Genomic DNA, 15,711 nt, shown 5'->3' on the forward strand with positions numbered 1-15,711 from the left:
GGATGTAGCACCCGTGCTACAACCGCTCAGCACAGGTGTTAAGTGCTTTCTTAGCCCCCTGTGACTGGCGAGTCTTAGTTTATTAGGAGGTGCAGAGATGTACGCAATTATTCAAACAGGCGGAAAACAAATCAAAGTTGAAGAAGGCCAGACTGTATACGTCGAAAAGCTTACTGCTGAAGCCGGCGAAACGGTTACTTTTGACAACGTATTGTTTGTCGGCGGTGAAAATGTTAAAGTTGGCAGCCCTACGGTTGAAGGCGCTACGGTAACAGGCAAAGTTGAAAAACAAGGCCGCGCGAAAAAAATTACCGTATTTAAGTACAAGCCGAAGAAAAACCAACATAAAAAACAAGGTCATCGTCAACCTTACACTAAAGTTGTAATCGAAAAAATCAACGCTTAAGGCGTGTATGATATGATTCATGCAAAGGTTACCAGAGCCCGATCGAACAAAGACATCTTAGGCTTTGAAATGTCGGGACATGCGAATTTTGCTGAACATGGTCAGGATCTCGTTTGTGCAGGGGCATCGGCGGTCGCCTTTGGAGCTGTCAATGCCGTCATGAAGCTGACGGGCATTGAGCCGGTCATTGACCTCGGGGAAGACGGCGGATTTTTATCTTTCGGATTCCCGGACGGTACGGATCGGGAGGCTTTTGAAAAGGCGCAGCTCCTTCTCGAAGGCATGATCGTCTCCCTTGAAACGATCGAACGAGACTACAAAGGTTACTTAAAAGTAACGACGAACAGAATATAGGAGGTGAGCTACATGCTAAGATTAGATCTTCAGTTTTTTGCATCTAAAAAAGGAGTAGGTTCAACGAAGAACGGACGTGACTCTGAGGCGAAGCGCCTAGGTGCTAAACGTGCAGACGGTCAATTCGTATCTGGCGGTTCCATCCTTTATCGTCAGCGCGGAACAAAAATCTATCCAGGTGAAAACGTTGGGCGCGGCGGAGATGACACTCTATATGCAAAAGTCGACGGAACTGTTAAATTCGAACGTTTCGGCCGTAACCGCAAAAAAGTGAGCGTATATCCTGTAGCCTAACCTTTAAACGAAACTCCGGTCGTTCTGACCGGAGTTTTTTACATACAGCATCGTGACTTGCTTAAAAACACCTTCCCGCCCCCTGGACAAGGCCGGGTTTCCGCTCTGATTCTGCTTCTTTAAAGTATATAAACGTGTTTCATTTATCCTGCCTTCTCTGTTATAATTCAAAGTACAAACTGAATCAGACTCCTAAAATAGAGAACAAACGATTGGGAGTGCAAAAATGGAAGAAACTTCGAAAAAACAAGAAAAGACGATGGACGATAAGGCTTTGACCCATGAGCTTATTCATCTGCTCAGCCACTCAAGGCACGACTGGATGAATAAACTGCAATTGATTAAAGGAAACTTAACATTAAAAAAGTATGACCGCGTATTTGAAATTATTGATGAAGTGGTCATCGAAGCTCAGCATGAATCAAAGCTTTCAAACCTTAAAATCCCGCGTGCGGCGTATGAGCTGCTTACATTTAACTGGATGGCCCATTCGCTGACGCTTGAATATGAGGTGATCGGTCAGGTCAGAGACTTGTCAGCTTATGAAGAGAAGCTCGTCGTTTTCGTCAGAAAGCTGTTTGGGACTTTTGAGGATGCCGTTTTGAAAGGCGGCGACAATCATCTGACGATCACGCTGCAGACGGACGGTCCGGACGACCGGCTCGTCATCTTTCTGGATTTCCACGGCGTATTCACAAAGCTGACCGGTATCAAAGACTTTCATCATTCACTGGCTGATTTTTATGAAATCAAGCGGCTTGATGTAACAGACTGTGAGTGCATCGCCGAAATTCATATCAAGTAAAGCGGTTTTTTTAGGAATAGAACGGAGGACATTATGTTTGTTGATCAGGTAAAAATATACGTAAAAGGCGGAGACGGAGGCAACGGGATGGTTGCTTTCCGCCGCGAAAAATATGTGCCAAAAGGAGGCCCTGCCGGAGGTGACGGCGGAAAAGGCGCAGACGTCGTTTTCAAAGTTGACGAAGGCCTCAGCACACTGATGGATTTTAGATATCAAAGACATTTTAAGGCGACGCGCGGAGAACACGGCATGTCTAAAAACCAGCACGGCCGAAATGCAGAAGACATGGTTGTGAAAGTTCCGCCCGGCACGGTTGTCATTGACGATGATACAAAGCAGGTCATCGCTGATCTAACCGAACACGGACAGGAAGCCGTCATCGCAAAAGGGGGACGCGGCGGACGGGGAAATACCCGGTTCGCGACGCCTGCCAACCCGGCGCCGCAGCTTTCAGAAAACGGCGAACCCGGCAAAGAGCGCTATATCGTTCTCGAGCTGAAAGTTTTGGCCGATGTCGGTCTTGTCGGTTTCCCAAGCGTCGGAAAGTCAACGCTCCTGTCTGTCGTGTCTTCGGCCAAGCCGAAAATTGCCGATTACCACTTTACAACGCTGAACCCGAATCTCGGAATGGTCGAAACGGAAGACGGCCGCAGCTTTGTAATGGCAGATCTTCCGGGACTGATTGAGGGGGCGCACGAAGGGGTTGGCCTCGGACACCAATTCCTCAGACATATCGAAAGAACGCGCGTCATCGTGCACGTGATCGACATGTCGGGTCTTGAAGGGCGCGACCCGTATGAAGATTATGTGACCATCAATAAAGAGCTTGAACAGTATAATCTGAGGCTGACAGAACGTCCTCAAATTATTGTCGCCAATAAAATGGATATGCCGGATGCGGAAGAAAATCTGAAGGCATTCAAAGAAAAGCTTACAGATGATTATCCTGTTTTTCCAATCAGCGCGTTGACCAGACAAGGATTGAGGGATCTGCTGTTTGAGATTGCCGACCGTTTGGAAACGACACCGGAATTCCCGCTCTACGACGAAGAAGACATGACTGAAAACAGAGTCATGTATAAGCTTGAGGATGAGGAAGCGCCATTTGAGATCAGCCGTGATCCTGACGGCACCTTTGTGCTCAGCGGAGCCAAGCTTGAACGCTTATTTAAAATGACGGATTTTTCAAGAGACGAGTCTGTTAAGCGTTTTGCCAGACAGCTTCGCGGAATGGGCGTTGATGACGCGCTTCGGGCCCGCGGTGCAAAAGATGGAGATACAATCCGTCTTCTCGAATTTGAATTTGAATTTATCGACTGATCATAGCGGAGAGTTTGCCAGGCAAGCTCTCCGACTTTTAGCTGAAAGGAACGCCTTTCCTTTCGCCGGATCAATGTAAAGGAATCAGGGTTTTTAAAAGGAGAGAAAAGTCTGTGAAAGAGGAGACCTTTTATCTTGTCAGGGAAGACGTGCTGCCGGAGGCAATGCGGAAAACACTTGAGGTCAAAAAGCTGATTGAGCGGAAAAAAGCGGAATCTGTAGCTGAAGCCGTCCAAAAGGTAGATTTGAGCCGAAGCGCTTTTTACAAGTACAGAGATGCGGTTTTTCCTTTTTATACGATGGTCAAGGAACAGATTATCACACTTTTTTTTCATTTGGAGGACCGCTCGGGAACGCTGTCCCATCTGCTCCAAGTGGTGGCTGAATCGGGCTGCAACGTGCTGTCGATTCACCAGACCATCCCTCTTCAAGGAAGAGCGAATGTCACGCTGTCCGTCAGTACGAGAGGAATGGATGGAAATATCGATTTGCTGATGAACAAATTAAGAAAGCTGGAATTCGTAGAAAAGGTCGAAATACTAGGTTCGGGCGCTTAAAGGGAGAGAATAGTATATATCATGAGTATGAGAGTAGGTTATTTAGGTCCAGAAGCAACATTTACGCACCTTGCCGTCTGCTCCTGCTTTTCAGATGCAGACCAGCAAGCATTTAACACGATACCCGCATGTATGGATGCGGCGATGAACGGCGAGATTGATCTGGCTGTCGTCCCGCTTGAAAATGCGATTGAAGGATCGGTCAATCTGACAATAGACTACTTAATCCACGAACAGCCTCTTTATATTGTCGGAGAAATCACCGCTCCCATCCGTCAGCATTTACTTGTGCATCCTGCAAGAAAAGAGGCTTGGGAAGACATTCAGAAAGTTTATTCCCATTCCCATGCCATCGCGCAATGCCATAAATTTTTGCACAGCCGGTTCCGCTCCATTCCGTTTGAATATGCGACATCCACCGGAGCAGCTGCAAAATACGTGAGTGAACATCCGGACGAGAACATTGGCGTAATCGCCAATGAAATGGCAGCCGCTACGTATGGATTAGACATCGTCAAAAGAGATGTGCATGACTATGAATACAATCACACGAGATTTGTGATGCTTCATCCGGATCACGAGGCATCTCCGCCGGTTAATCCGCACTTGACGGGAAGGCCGAAAACGACTTTGCTGGTAACCCTTCCTTCGGACAAATCAGGGGCTCTCCATCAAGTGCTGTCGGCTTTCGCCTGGAGAAATTTGAATCTTTCTAAAATTGAATCGCGGCCGACAAAAACCGGTCTCGGCAATTATTTTTTCATTATTGATATTGAAATGGCACTGGACGACGTGCTGATTCCGGGTGCGATAGCTGAGCTTGAAGCTTTGGGCTGCAAGGTGAAAATGCTCGGAGCCTACAATGCGTATACATTATAAAGAAAGGTCCTTTGCGTAGATGACGGCAAAGGACCTTTTCTTTATTCGGGAATGAGGATGCCCGCTTTTTGCAGGGCGTCGCAAGCTTGTTCGATCTTCTCTTCGTCATCTGCCTCCAATGTGTGCAGATGGGTGCCGTTTGTCAGTTGAGACAGATAAGCGGCGTTTGTCGACGAGATTTTTTTGACGAAATCCGAGACTTCTTTTCTTGTGCTGACCCTGATCGAAGCTGTTAAGTCGCCGTAGACCGGATGTTCAATCGTTACATCTTTCACCGTTACGCCAAAGTCGACGATCAGATTCAGTTCTTCCTCCGTTTTTTCCGGCTCGTGGTCACAGGCGATGATCCGCTGAACCGGCTGTTTTTTGCCGAGGGCTGACCGCAAATACACGTATCCTTGGCTTGTTGCGATGATCGGTTCGTTTTTTGCTTTTAATAAAGAAATGTCCTGTACGATGACCTGCCGTGAAACAGATGCTCTTTTCGCCAGTTCGCTTCCTGTCAGCGGAGCCTCAGACTCCTTCAGCCAGGCCAGAAGCTGCTGGCGCCGCTCAGCTCCCGTAAGTTTTAATCCGTCTGTCAATCCGATGGTCTCCTTTCTCATGCATCATATCTTCAAAAACGTCCAACAGCTTATCAACATGTTCGCTTGTCGTATCGCATCCGAACGAAATTCGGACGAATTGAAGCGCGAGCTCCCTTGGGACTAAAAGGGCTTTCATCGTATTTGACGGCTCATGATAGCCCGCTGAACACGCGCTTCCGGTAGAAATGCAAATTCCTCTCCGATTACATTCCAGCATAGTATATTGTCCTTCAAAGGAATGAAAAAAACAACCTATAATATGCGGCAGAACATGCGAATTTGCCGAATCGGGCACAGCGAGGGAGACGGGAAGCTTCCGGGCTTTTGCCTTTTCCAGAAAACGGGTGCGCAGCTCCTGATGTTTGAGATACGCGGCATCCATACGCTTAATTGTCAACTCGGCAGCGGTAATGAAAGCGCCGATTCCAGGGACATTGACGGTGCCGCTCTTCAATCCGTTTTCATGCAAAGTGCCCGGGTAGACGGGTTTCCAGTTCACACCAGGCCGAATATAGACCGCTCCAACTCCTTTTGGTCCGTATACTTTATGGCTTGAAACAGATAAGGCATCAGCGCCGAGCTCATCAATGCCGACCGGAATTTTGGCAAAGGTCTGTACGCAGTCGCTGTGCAGGAGCACGTCCCGCTTATGCAAGTAAGCCGAAAGCTTTGCCAGGGGCTGGATGACGCCTGTTTCTGAGTTGGCATGCTGAATTGAGACGAGACCTGTATCAGGACGGAGGTGCCGTTCCAGTATCTCTGCTGTGATGATGCCTGAAGCGTTCGGTTTCATCAAGTCGACTTCAAACCCCAGTATCTCAAGATGCCGCTTCAAAATGTGGATTGACTGATGTTCCATTTCTGTCATTAAAAAACGCTGCTTTCCGGCGGGGAGTCCATTTAAGATGGAGTGAATCGCCAAAAAATTGGCTTCGGTGCCGCCGCTCGTAAAATAAACGCCTTCTTCTTCCCCGGATAAAAGTTCCGCCATTCTTTGGCGGCAGTAGCGCAGAATACTTTCGGCCTTCCCTCCCGCATCGTGCAGACTGCTCGAATTTCCATACACATCTTTGCTCAGTTTTTGAAACGCGTCCAAGGCTTCTTTTGCCGCCGGTGTTGTCGCAGCATAATCAAGATAAATCACGGCTCTCGTCTCCCATTCTTTATAAAAAATACTTGAGTTTATTTTATCGATATGTAAATATAGGTGTCAAGACACATGTAAATTTACAGGAGGAGTCGACATGTCTCATCAGACGATAATTGTTGTCGGAGCAGGTGCCGCTGCGCTGTCTTTTGCTGCATCCATTCCGCCGTCTTATGAAGTGATTGTGATGACGAAAGCATCTGTAAAAGACAGCAATTCAACCCTCGCTCAGGGAGGAATTGCCTCGGCTGTATTGCCTCGCGATTCCTGGTCAGCTCATGCGGACGATACATTGTATGCCGGATGCGGCCACAATCAAATCGAAGCGGTTCAAGATGCCATTAAAGACGGCCAGCGCCTTGTTGATGAGCTGATTCTTCAGCATTTCCCTTTTGATACTGACGAATCCGGAAAGCTCAGCCTCGGCAAAGAAGGCGCACATTCGATGAACAGAATTTTGCATGCCGGGGGAGACGCTACGGGGCAGGCGCTGATCCGGCACTTAATCGGAAGGCTCGGTCCTCACGTCAAACTGAAAGAATACGAAACGGCGGCGGATTTATGGATTGAAGACGGACGCTGTGCGGGCGTCTGGACGAAAGACCGCCAGGGAAAGGCTTTTCTCAGGAAAGCAGATTTTGTTGTGTTGGCGGCAGGAGGCTGCGGAAATCTATTTCAAATCAACACGAATAACCGTTCTGTGACAAGCGATGCGATTTCTTTGGCGTATCGGGCAGGAGCCGAGCTCGCAGATTTGGAATTCGTTCAATTCCATCCTACATTGCTCGTCAAAGACGGGCGCGCACAAGGGCTTGTTTCAGAAGCTGTGCGCGGAGAAGGCGCTGTCTTGGTTGATGAAAACGGACAGCGGGTGATGGAAGGCATTCACCCCATGCAGGATTTAGCACCGCGGGACATCGTATCTCGTGCGATTCACGAAAAGCTAGCCTTCGGAAGCAGCGTATTTTTGGATATTAGCCGTATATCAAACTTTAAAAGCCGCTTCCCTACGATTTCCTCTCTTTGCGAAAAAGCCGCAATTTCCATTGAAGAAGGCCGGCTTCCGGTTTCACCGGGCATGCATTTTTTAATGGGGGGCGTTTCTGTAAACAGATGGGGGGAAACGGCCGTTCCACACCTCTATGTGATTGGGGAAGCCGCATGCACCGGCTTTCACGGCGCCAACCGTCTGGCAAGCAATTCTCTCTTGGAATGCATCGTCTTCGGAAGGAGAGCGGCGGATCGGATACAAGCTTATCAAAAATCTGAGCCTGTCAGAGGCCAACCTCCTCAGCCTGAGGATGTGACATATTCTGTTCCCCTGACAGATGTGGATGATATTCAAAAACACATGACGGATCATGTGGCGATCGTGCGAACGGAGGATGAATTGACGAAGGTGAAAGAATGGCTTGAGCGAGTGCCTTTTCAAATCGTGAATGTGAAAGAAATCACAAAAGAACAGCTTGAATTAGCTCATTTATGGCAGACCGCCAAGCAGATGACGGCCTCGGCATTGCTTCGTACAGAAAGCAGAGGCGGCCATTACCGTTCGGATTGCCCGGCGCCTGATGATAAAAACTGGCATGGTAAGCAAATCGTTCACACAAAAGGCGGGATCAAGATCAGACAAAACGAAGGGATTGTGAAATATGCAGCGGCTCATACTTAGGAACATGCTTAAAGAATTTTTCAAGGAAGATATCGGCTGGGGGGATTTCACTTCTGAAGCCGTTTTTGACGACAATTTTCAATGTGAAGCTGTCATTACAGCGAAGGATGACGGATTGTTTGCAGGAGAATTAGTAATTTTCGAAGGCTTTCGGCTGCTCGATGAAACGATCGCCGTGCAAATGCTGAAAACAGATGGCGAAGCGGTTCATAAAGGAGAAACGATCGCGCGGCTCAAAGGCCGTGCAGCTTCTCTCATGACCGGCGAACGGGTCGTGCTGAATCTCATTCAAAGAATGTCGGGGATTGCCACTTTAACAAAGCAGTCCGTGATCAGGCTGAATGATCCGGATATCGCGATTTGCGATACGAGAAAGACGACGCCGGGCCTGCGCATTCTTGAAAAATCCGCGGTCAAAATCGGCGGGGGCTGCAATCACCGCTTTGGCTTGGACGGCGGCATCATGATTAAAGACAACCACATTGCCGCCTGCGGCTCGATTTTCAAAGCAGTTGAAAAAGCACGGGCAGCGTGCGGCCATATGGTCAAAATCGAAGTGGAGATCGAGTCAGAGCAAGAGCTTCATGAAGCGATTGCGGCTGGAGCCGATATCATTATGTTTGACAATTGTCCTCCTGACAAGGTGAAAGCATTTGCGGAAATGACACCCGCCGGCATTATTACGGAAGCTTCAGGCGGAATTTCCTTTGAAAATCTCCCCGCATACAGGGGAACAGGGGTGCACTGTATTTCATTGGGCTACTTGACTCATTCGGCGAAAAGCCTTGATATCAGCATGAATGTCGATCTGAAAAAATAAGCGGGATTGGAGAGGTGACAGATGTCTATTTTAAACTTAATTCATGACAGGAACGCCGGCATGATGCCGGAGCTGTATAAAGAACTGAGCGAAGAAGAAATGGCCGGAAGGATTTTGAATATCAAAAAGAAATTCGGAGAAAGGCTGTTTATCCCGGGGCATCACTACCAAAAAGACGAAGTGATCCAATTTGCGGACGCGACGGGAGATTCGCTTCAGCTGGCGCAAGTCGCCCAAAAAAATAAAAAAGCGGAATATATCGTGTTCTGCGGCGTACATTTTATGGCAGAAACAGCCGATATGCTCACTTCGGACGAACAGATTGTCGTTTTGCCGGACATGCGCGCAGGCTGTTCGATGGCCGATATGGCCAACATGCAGCAGACGAATCGCGCCTGGGAAGAGTTGACAGAGCTGTTTGGCGATACGGTCATTCCGCTCACATATGTCAATTCGACAGCGGAAATTAAAGCTTTTGTAGGAAGAAACGGAGGAGCGTCCGTGACATCCTCAAATGCGGCCCGCATGTTGACATGGGCGCTATCGCAAAAAGAGAGGATTTTATTTCTTCCGGATCAGCACTTGGGACGCAATACGGCATTTGACCTCGGCATTCCTCTCAGCAGAATGGCGGTATGGGATCCCATTGCAGAAAAACTTGAGTATAACGGCGAGTTGGAAGACATAAAAATCATTTTGTGGAAGGGGCATTGCTCTGTTCACGAAAAATTTACCGCGGCGAATATCAAAAGCGTTAAAGAACGGGATTCGGACATTCATGTTATCGTTCATCCGGAATGCACCCATGAAGTCGTCGCACTCAGCGATTTCAGCGGGTCTACAAAAAAAATCATCGATACGATTAATGAAGCAAATCCGGGGAGCAAATGGGCGATTGGAACAGAGATGAACCTTGTTTCACGCATCATACAAGAACATCCTGATAAACAAATCGAATCCCTTAATCCAGATATGTGCCCTTGTTTGACAATGAACAGAATCGACATGCCGCATTTGCTGTGGTCGCTGGAGCAGATTGACAAAGGTGAACCGACAGGCGTGATCAAAGTTGATCAAGATATCGCAAAAGATGCCATTCTTGCGTTGAATCGGATGTTAACAATCCGTTAATTTTTTGGAGAACAAGTTTTTATCATAACCCCTCCGCTATGCGCATAAATTTGTGGAGAAGCATATTTGTTATTCTCATCTGTTCGTTCACGTTTTTGCATAGGAGGGGAAAACGTTGAAAATTCATATTGTCCAAAAGGGCGATTCTCTGGAAAAAATCGCGGAAAGATATGAAGTGGACTTTGAAGAACTGAAAAAGCTGAATTCGCAGCTGAGCAATCCAGATTTGATCATGCCGGGCATGAAAATCAAAGTACCGTCAGGGGGAGTGCCGGTCAAAAAAGAAGAACAGCTCAATATGCGAAAAGAGTTACCGAAAAAACAGCAGGAACATCCATTTGCAAAAGAAAAGCCGAAAAGCAAGCTTGATGTTGAAGATATAAAACCGAAAGAAAAGCCCTCGGTTCCTTATGTTCCGCCTGTCCCGAACAGCGGACAGCCAAGTTTGCCTGAAGGCGACATTTCAAATTTGTATCAAAGCGTCAATCAGCTTCATCAGCCGTACGCACCTCCAAAACCTTATGAACATCAAGAGAAAGGCCCCAACATGTATAATCCATGGACAAATGAGGAGGAGAATCATATGGAAAATGTCAATTATCCGAATGTTCCGCAGCCGCCGAATGTCGGTGCAGCAGGCGAGGAAAATAAGCAGTTTCACGGCATGCCAAATGTAGCTGCGGCCGGATATCATCACCATCACCATCCGCATCCTTATCCGTTCTATCCTGGAGGCTGCTGGATTCCTGTTTCACCGGTGCTGCCTGGATCGGGATTATGCCACCCTTGGTATCCATATCCTGCTCAAATGCCTTACATGCATCAGCCTAGCTATGTATCTCCAGCTGAATATGACGGTGATGATAATATGGGGCATGACAATGCCGGTCATCACGGATATCATCATCAGCCAATGACTGCTCCGGCATACGCGCCTTATCAGCCGTTTCCGGGATATGCACCGCCAAACGTCGGTCACGATCCCAATATGGCACACGGCAAAGAAGATGACTGCGGGTGCGGGCCAGGCCAATTCCCGGGAGGTTTTCCTGGTGCAGCGCCATATGGACAGATGCCGCAAATGGGAGCTCCGTACGGTATGGGCGGGTACGGACAGCAGCCCGCAGGCGGACAGATGTTTAACAGACCGGAAGATGAAGAAGACTGATTCGGAATGGGACGATGATCTATCGTTCCTTTTTTATTGTGGACCGCTATAAACACTTTCATGCTTTTTCACGGGACTGTCTATAACTGTCAAGGGTAACTCTTCACATCCCGCACATCCTAAAAAAGAGCGCAATGCTCAAATTCAGCGGTTTTCTACGGGGGGTATTACCATTGGACAGCAAGCTGAAAGTGTTTTCGGGTATTTTGCTTTTGACAGCTGGTCTATCTGCCTGCGGAACGAACGACGCTATAGATAATGGAAACAATACGCGTCCGATCGGATATTATTCAAATGATGCAGATCGTAATAACGGTCTTGATAATGACGGTCCTGTTACAGAAATGCTTGAAAATATGAACGGGAGAAACGGTGCAACGAACGTGAACAATCGAGCGGGCAACGGTAATCCCGTTCCAACAGGCGATGGAACTTTCAGCCGGGGAGACATGAATTATCACAATCATTTGGTGAACACGGCGGACACAGGCTATAACAGACCGGAAAACCGTAAAATCTCCAGGAATATCACTGGACGCGTCAACAAATTGAATTATGTTGACGAGAGTCAGGCCGTCGTAACGAACGAAACGGTCATCATCGCGGTACGGTCAGATAAACGGCTGACAAATAATGAGAGAACTCAAATTAGAAAAGCAGCCAAAACATTTACCGGAGACCGGACCGTTCAAGTTGTCGAGGACGACGGCGCATTTACAAGGCTCCGTGAAATGAACGACGACCCTCAGAACATTAGGGATCGCGGAGACACGACGAATAACAATTTGAACCGCTTGCGCAACCAATGACAAGCAGGGAATTGCCGGGGATTCCCCGGCAATTTTTTTGTGAGCGTTCGGCCGATTTCTTTACAAAAACGGGGAAAACCGTATAAAGTGTACATAGAGACGAGATTTTTTTTGGAGGTAGAAAGATATGGCTGGCCATTCTAAATGGAAAAATATTCAGAGAAGAAAAAATGCCCAAGATGCTAAACGCGGCAAAATTTTCATGAAGCTTGCCAAAGAAATATATGTAGCCGCAAAAGAAGGGGGACCCGATCCCGAATCTAACGCAAGTCTGCGTCTCGTCATCGATAAAGCCAAAAATGCAAACATGCCAAACGACAACATCGACCGCGCCGTCAAAAAAGCTTCCGGCAGCCAGGATGGAAAAAGCTACGAGGAAATTACGTATGAGGGCTACGGCCCAAGCGGTGTGGCTGTCATGGTCCAATGTTTGACAGATAATAAAAACCGGACGGCGACAAACGTCAGAACCGCCTTCAGCAAAAACGGCGGCAGCTTGGGGGAAACAGGATGCGTTTCTTATATGTTCGACCGGAAAGGATATATTGCAATCGAGCGTGAAGATCTTGAGATAGATGAAGAGGAGTTTATGCTTGAGGTCATTGATGCCGGCGCCGAGGAGCTCGAAACGAGCGAAGAGCTGTTCGAGATTTATACAGAGCCGGAACAGTTTGAAGAAGTAAAGAAAAACTTGGAGGAGCGCGGCTATCAAATGGCGACAGCCGAAATGACAATGGTTCCGCAAACCTATGCAGAGGTCGATGAAGCGCTTCAGGAAAAAGTCGAAAAGCTCATTGACGTACTTGAAGATGATGACGATGTGCAGGAAGTGTATACGAACGTTCATTAAAAAAAGGACGCCGCTCCAGATTCGCGGCGTCCTTTTATGCATCATCAACCAATTAGCAGCCGTATCAAGCTGCTGCGGAAACAGGATTTGATTTTTTATCATATATTGTGAAGGAGTCTGTCATTATGAGAGGAGGATCTGCAAATGGCTGAACAACACGGAAATGAGAAGTCTTTCCCGGCTGCGGGCGGCAGCCCGCAAGACAAGGAAACGGCTCAAATCATCGAGAGAGTCAACGGCCTTATCACGGGTTTTGGCGAATCGATCTATGAGCTGGTTCAGAAAAACAGCGGCATCGATCTGAGAGAGGCCGATTTCACAAAAAGCGAAAATGCGGAACTTAATCAAGCGATCCAAAATGTCATCAGCGAATATATTCAAAATCTCAACAATCTGAATGCCGACCTTAGCGGAAAGATCGGTGAATCGATCAACGGCTTTGTCACAAACAAAGATCAAAAAGATGTTTAAGCATTTGACAGCATGACGTGTATTGCCGGCAAAGCTACATGCAGCCTTGTCGGCAAGTTTTTTATACATATAAGAATGTGCTGTAACGCTAAATGCTTTTTTTCATGCCGCAGCGCCGGCATTCACGCAAAAACTGGCCGTTTTTTACAGAGCTTTTAAAAAGGGTGTAATCGCAATTGTCGCACCGTCCGTGGCGGACATCCGGATATTGATTGTAATCATAAACTTTTGTCAGGTCGTAGCCTTTTGTTTCATATTCTGTTTCCATGTTTTATCACCTGCATTTTTATTGTCGGTAATAGGATAACAGAACGGGGAGGAAAAGAAAATATAACATCTCCAGCCGGCGGACACGGCCGATTTTACTTTTATCAAACCGTATACCCCGTTTCTGATAGAACGCCTTTTTCTCACGCTGGATGGGCTGTAGGGAAAGTCGTGCAACAAAAGACGCTTATTGTTATGAGATTTTTTTCTTAAAATTTATCGATCTTTTAAACTAATGAAAAAGCATCTTTTTAATAAAAATATTTAAATTTTTATTTTTTATCAAACTTATTCATAATTGAACGCGTCATGTCTAAAGCGTAAAATAACTGTGTCACAAAAAAGCCAAATATACAATGAGGCATGGAGGACAAGCTTAGAAATCGAAAGGTAGTGTAAAAGGGGAATAATCAATGAAGAAAAAAGTACTCATCTACTTGGTGATCGCAGCAGTAATGATAAATGGCGTATACAGGTGGTTCGAAAAAACAACCCGGGAGAACTTTCAGATCCAGGCCGGGGACAGATACATGAATTTCAAGGAATTGCAGGAACACGAAAAAAGCGGCTATGACATTGAGTATCACGAAAAAGCGGGAAGCGACTGTTTAATCTTTTCGCCTCACGGAGGAAGAATAGAAGGCGGAGTAAGCGAGCTTGTCAGAGCTTTCAAAGATGATTATTCAACTTATTTATTCGAGGGAAAAAAGGATGAGAACAACTCGGATCTTCATATTACAAGCACAAACTTTGACGAGCCTCTGGCATTGCAGAAAATAAAAGAACACCGCTATACCATCGCATTCCACGGCTATTCCGGCGACCGCCCGCACACGCTTGTGGGAGGAACGGACAGAAAACTGGCAAAAGCCATCGTCAAATCTCTGAAAAAGTCTGACTTTTCCGCGGAATTGGTCAAAGTGGACGGGAAATTTGCCGGAACTGCCGAGGAAAACATCAATAATGAAAGCCAGTCAGGAATGAGCGTGCAGCTTGAAATCAGCACGGCTCAAAGGAAAGAGTTTTTCGAAGACTTTTCCTATAAAGAGAGGGAGGAAACAAAAACGAGAACATTCCGCAAATATGTCAAGGCGGTCCGAAGGGTGCTGCAGGACAGATGCTGAAAATGGAAACTCGTGTTATTCTGTGTATGAACTGCTAATACACGAAGGAGGAATAAAAAATGGAACGAAAAGACCGCATCGTTCAGGAATTTATGTCCCACCGCCTGGTGACAGAAGAACTGATTCAAAAGATTGATGAAAAACATCTCGATTACAAACCGACTGAAACGTCGATGCCGGCGAAGGAACTTGTCACGCATATGCTGCAATCTTTCTATGCCTTTGCTTCGGCGGCAAAAGAAGGAAACGGAGAGTCTTTTAAAAAGAAGCCGGAAGAAACAGGGACAAGCCTGAGCGAGCTCGCCAAAACGTATACAGAAAAAACAAAAAAGCTGCTTGAATCTTTTACGGATGAAGAATTGGATCGTGAAGTCGATTTGACCGGCGTCATTGGACGAAAAGTAGCCGGCGAACAGCTGCTGCAGCTCGCAATCGGACACGAAATTCATCACAAAGGCAATCTGTTTGTTTATGTGCGTGAAATGGGACACACGGATCTGCCTTTGTACGTAAAGTTTCATTGATTACGGGAGCCTGAAGATCACCCCTCCTTGAAAGAAAACCGGCTAAAAAGGAATACGAAAGCAGCCGGGAGTACACATTATGAGTAAAAGCTAAAGGAGGGTGTCAGGATGAATACGCAGCGTGCCCAGGAAATCGTCGAATCACCCGACATGGTTGATGTTACTTATAACGGCAAGCCGATTTATATTCAGCGTGTCAACAAACAAAATGAAACTGCAAGAATCTTTCCGCTCGGCCAGCCGGAGAACGAGCAGGAAGTACCGCTCACAAATTTGAAAGAACATTAAAAAGCAACCCCTTCTGATGAAGGGGTTTTGTATTTGACTGATCACTCGGCCATCAAAAAAACACCCGAAAGCCCGAGTGTTTAATTTATGATTTTCGCAAGTCCTCTTACTGCCAGCCTCAGCACATAAAACAACGGCTCAAGCAAATCAACGAGATAAAGATAATCCCATTTATCATCATTTCGTTTCTTCTTTTTCTTCAACAGCTGTTTCTCCCTTCCTGCCTGTAATGGGGTTA

21 protein-coding genes and 1 other annotated feature are annotated in these 15,711 nt (G+C 46.9%); of the genes, 17 read left to right on the forward strand and 4 right to left on the reverse strand.

Annotated elements, in window-relative coordinates; all coding sequences use genetic code 11:
* Positions 1–10: 10 nt before the first annotated feature.
* Positions 11–85: a sequence feature (ribosomal protein L21 leader region), on the forward strand.
* Positions 86–97: 12 nt separating this feature from the next.
* The 7 genes from rplU (at position 98) to pheA (ending at position 4,615) form a co-directional block, all read left to right on the forward strand.
* Positions 98–406 (forward strand): 50S ribosomal protein L21, encoded by a 309-nt coding sequence (gene rplU / locus MST20_RS13445; RefSeq protein WP_035338332.1) that lies wholly within the window; start codon positions 98–100, stop codon positions 404–406.
* 12 nt (positions 407–418) lie between these two features.
* Positions 419–760 carry a ribosomal-processing cysteine protease Prp gene (locus MST20_RS13450; protein WP_035338334.1) on the forward strand — a complete coding sequence of 114 codons (342 nt, stop codon included), beginning with the start codon at positions 419–421 and terminating at the stop codon, positions 758–760.
* 12 nt (positions 761–772) lie between these two features.
* The gene (gene rpmA / locus MST20_RS13455; protein WP_003184023.1) at positions 773–1,054 is read left to right on the forward strand and encodes a 50S ribosomal protein L27; all 282 of its coding nucleotides are present in this window, start codon (positions 773–775) and stop codon (positions 1,052–1,054) included.
* A 226-nt stretch (positions 1,055–1,280) separates the two neighbouring features.
* On the forward strand, positions 1,281–1,859 hold the full coding sequence (locus tag MST20_RS13460) for a sporulation initiation phosphotransferase B (RefSeq protein WP_165427704.1): 579 nt from the start codon (positions 1,281–1,283) through the stop codon (positions 1,857–1,859).
* 33 nt (positions 1,860–1,892) lie between these two features.
* Positions 1,893–3,179 carry a GTPase ObgE gene (obgE, locus tag MST20_RS13465; protein WP_243942821.1) on the forward strand — a complete coding sequence of 429 codons (1,287 nt, stop codon included), beginning with the start codon at positions 1,893–1,895 and terminating at the stop codon, positions 3,177–3,179.
* Between the two features lie 113 nt (positions 3,180–3,292).
* Entirely contained in the window at positions 3,293–3,736 is a 444-nt protein-coding gene (locus tag MST20_RS13470) for an ACT domain-containing protein (RefSeq protein ID WP_023855415.1), read from the forward strand.
* A gap of 27 nt (positions 3,737–3,763) precedes the next feature.
* Complete coding sequence (gene pheA, locus MST20_RS13475) at positions 3,764–4,615, forward strand: prephenate dehydratase (RefSeq protein WP_035339345.1); 852 nt, start codon at positions 3,764–3,766, stop codon at positions 4,613–4,615.
* Between the two features lie 41 nt (positions 4,616–4,656).
* Here pheA and MST20_RS13480 read toward each other — a convergent pair whose 3' ends face one another.
* Together MST20_RS13480 and MST20_RS13485 are read right to left on the reverse strand one after the other, a co-directional pair.
* The gene (locus MST20_RS13480) at positions 4,657–5,199 is read right to left on the reverse strand and encodes a transcription repressor NadR (protein WP_035338338.1); all 543 of its coding nucleotides are present in this window, start codon (positions 5,197–5,199) and stop codon (positions 4,657–4,659) included.
* On the reverse strand, positions 5,168–6,346 hold the full coding sequence (locus MST20_RS13485) for an IscS subfamily cysteine desulfurase (protein WP_243942823.1): 1,179 nt from the start codon (positions 6,344–6,346) through the stop codon (positions 5,168–5,170). Before MST20_RS13485 ends, MST20_RS13480 begins: the two co-directional genes overlap by 32 nt.
* Before the next feature lie 100 nt (positions 6,347–6,446).
* Here MST20_RS13485 and nadB point away from each other — a divergent pair, with 100 nt between their 5' ends.
* The 7 genes from nadB to MST20_RS13520 all read left to right on the forward strand — a co-directional run bounded on the left by nadB (position 6,447) and on the right by MST20_RS13520 (position 13,270).
* Positions 6,447–8,021, forward strand: a complete 1,575-nt coding sequence (gene nadB / locus MST20_RS13490; RefSeq protein ID WP_243942825.1) for an L-aspartate oxidase — start codon at positions 6,447–6,449, stop codon at positions 8,019–8,021.
* The gene (gene nadC / locus MST20_RS13495; protein ID WP_243942827.1) at positions 8,002–8,841 is read left to right on the forward strand and encodes a carboxylating nicotinate-nucleotide diphosphorylase; all 840 of its coding nucleotides are present in this window, start codon (positions 8,002–8,004) and stop codon (positions 8,839–8,841) included. The genes nadB and nadC overlap by 20 nt, the downstream gene beginning before the upstream one ends.
* A gap of 21 nt (positions 8,842–8,862) precedes the next feature.
* A complete protein-coding gene (nadA, locus tag MST20_RS13500) occupies positions 8,863–9,972 on the forward strand; it encodes a quinolinate synthase NadA (RefSeq protein WP_243942829.1) in 1,110 nt (369 codons plus the stop codon).
* A gap of 115 nt (positions 9,973–10,087) precedes the next feature.
* A complete protein-coding gene (gene safA / locus MST20_RS13505) occupies positions 10,088–11,140 on the forward strand; it encodes a SafA/ExsA family spore coat assembly protein (protein WP_243942831.1) in 1,053 nt (350 codons plus the stop codon).
* Between the two features lie 173 nt (positions 11,141–11,313).
* Entirely contained in the window at positions 11,314–11,949 is a 636-nt protein-coding gene (locus tag MST20_RS13510; protein WP_243942833.1) for a YhcN/YlaJ family sporulation lipoprotein, read from the forward strand.
* 127 nt (positions 11,950–12,076) lie between these two features.
* Positions 12,077–12,799, forward strand: a complete 723-nt coding sequence (locus MST20_RS13515; RefSeq protein WP_243942835.1) for a YebC/PmpR family DNA-binding transcriptional regulator — start codon at positions 12,077–12,079, stop codon at positions 12,797–12,799.
* 144 nt (positions 12,800–12,943) lie between these two features.
* Positions 12,944–13,270 carry a hypothetical protein gene (locus MST20_RS13520; protein ID WP_243942836.1) on the forward strand — a complete coding sequence of 109 codons (327 nt, stop codon included), beginning with the start codon at positions 12,944–12,946 and terminating at the stop codon, positions 13,268–13,270.
* 88 nt (positions 13,271–13,358) lie between these two features.
* On the opposite strand, the gene MST20_RS13525 is transcribed toward MST20_RS13520, so the two are convergent.
* On the reverse strand, positions 13,359–13,538 hold the full coding sequence (locus tag MST20_RS13525; RefSeq protein ID WP_003183993.1) for a DUF8096 family protein: 180 nt from the start codon (positions 13,536–13,538) through the stop codon (positions 13,359–13,361).
* 412 nt (positions 13,539–13,950) lie between these two features.
* Between MST20_RS13525 and MST20_RS13530 the strand changes: the two genes are divergently transcribed.
* The 3 genes from MST20_RS13530 (at position 13,951) to MST20_RS13540 (ending at position 15,473) form a co-directional block, all read left to right on the forward strand.
* The gene (locus MST20_RS13530; RefSeq protein ID WP_020452428.1) at positions 13,951–14,661 is read left to right on the forward strand and encodes a poly-gamma-glutamate hydrolase family protein; all 711 of its coding nucleotides are present in this window, start codon (positions 13,951–13,953) and stop codon (positions 14,659–14,661) included.
* A 59-nt stretch (positions 14,662–14,720) separates the two neighbouring features.
* Positions 14,721–15,185 carry a DinB family protein gene (locus MST20_RS13535; RefSeq protein ID WP_243942838.1) on the forward strand — a complete coding sequence of 155 codons (465 nt, stop codon included), beginning with the start codon at positions 14,721–14,723 and terminating at the stop codon, positions 15,183–15,185.
* A gap of 108 nt (positions 15,186–15,293) precedes the next feature.
* Positions 15,294–15,473 carry a small acid-soluble spore protein H gene (locus MST20_RS13540; protein WP_243942840.1) on the forward strand — a complete coding sequence of 60 codons (180 nt, stop codon included), beginning with the start codon at positions 15,294–15,296 and terminating at the stop codon, positions 15,471–15,473.
* An 80-nt stretch (positions 15,474–15,553) separates the two neighbouring features.
* On the opposite strand, the gene MST20_RS21190 is transcribed toward MST20_RS13540, so the two are convergent.
* Positions 15,554–15,676 (reverse strand): hypothetical protein, encoded by a 123-nt coding sequence (locus tag MST20_RS21190; RefSeq protein WP_023855401.1) that lies wholly within the window; start codon positions 15,674–15,676, stop codon positions 15,554–15,556.
* Between the last annotated feature and the right edge of the window lie 35 nt (positions 15,677–15,711).

It is taken from the genome of Bacillus sp. B19-2, from assembly GCF_022832475.1.
Taxonomy (GTDB): domain Bacteria; phylum Bacillota; class Bacilli; order Bacillales; family Bacillaceae; genus Bacillus; species Bacillus paralicheniformis.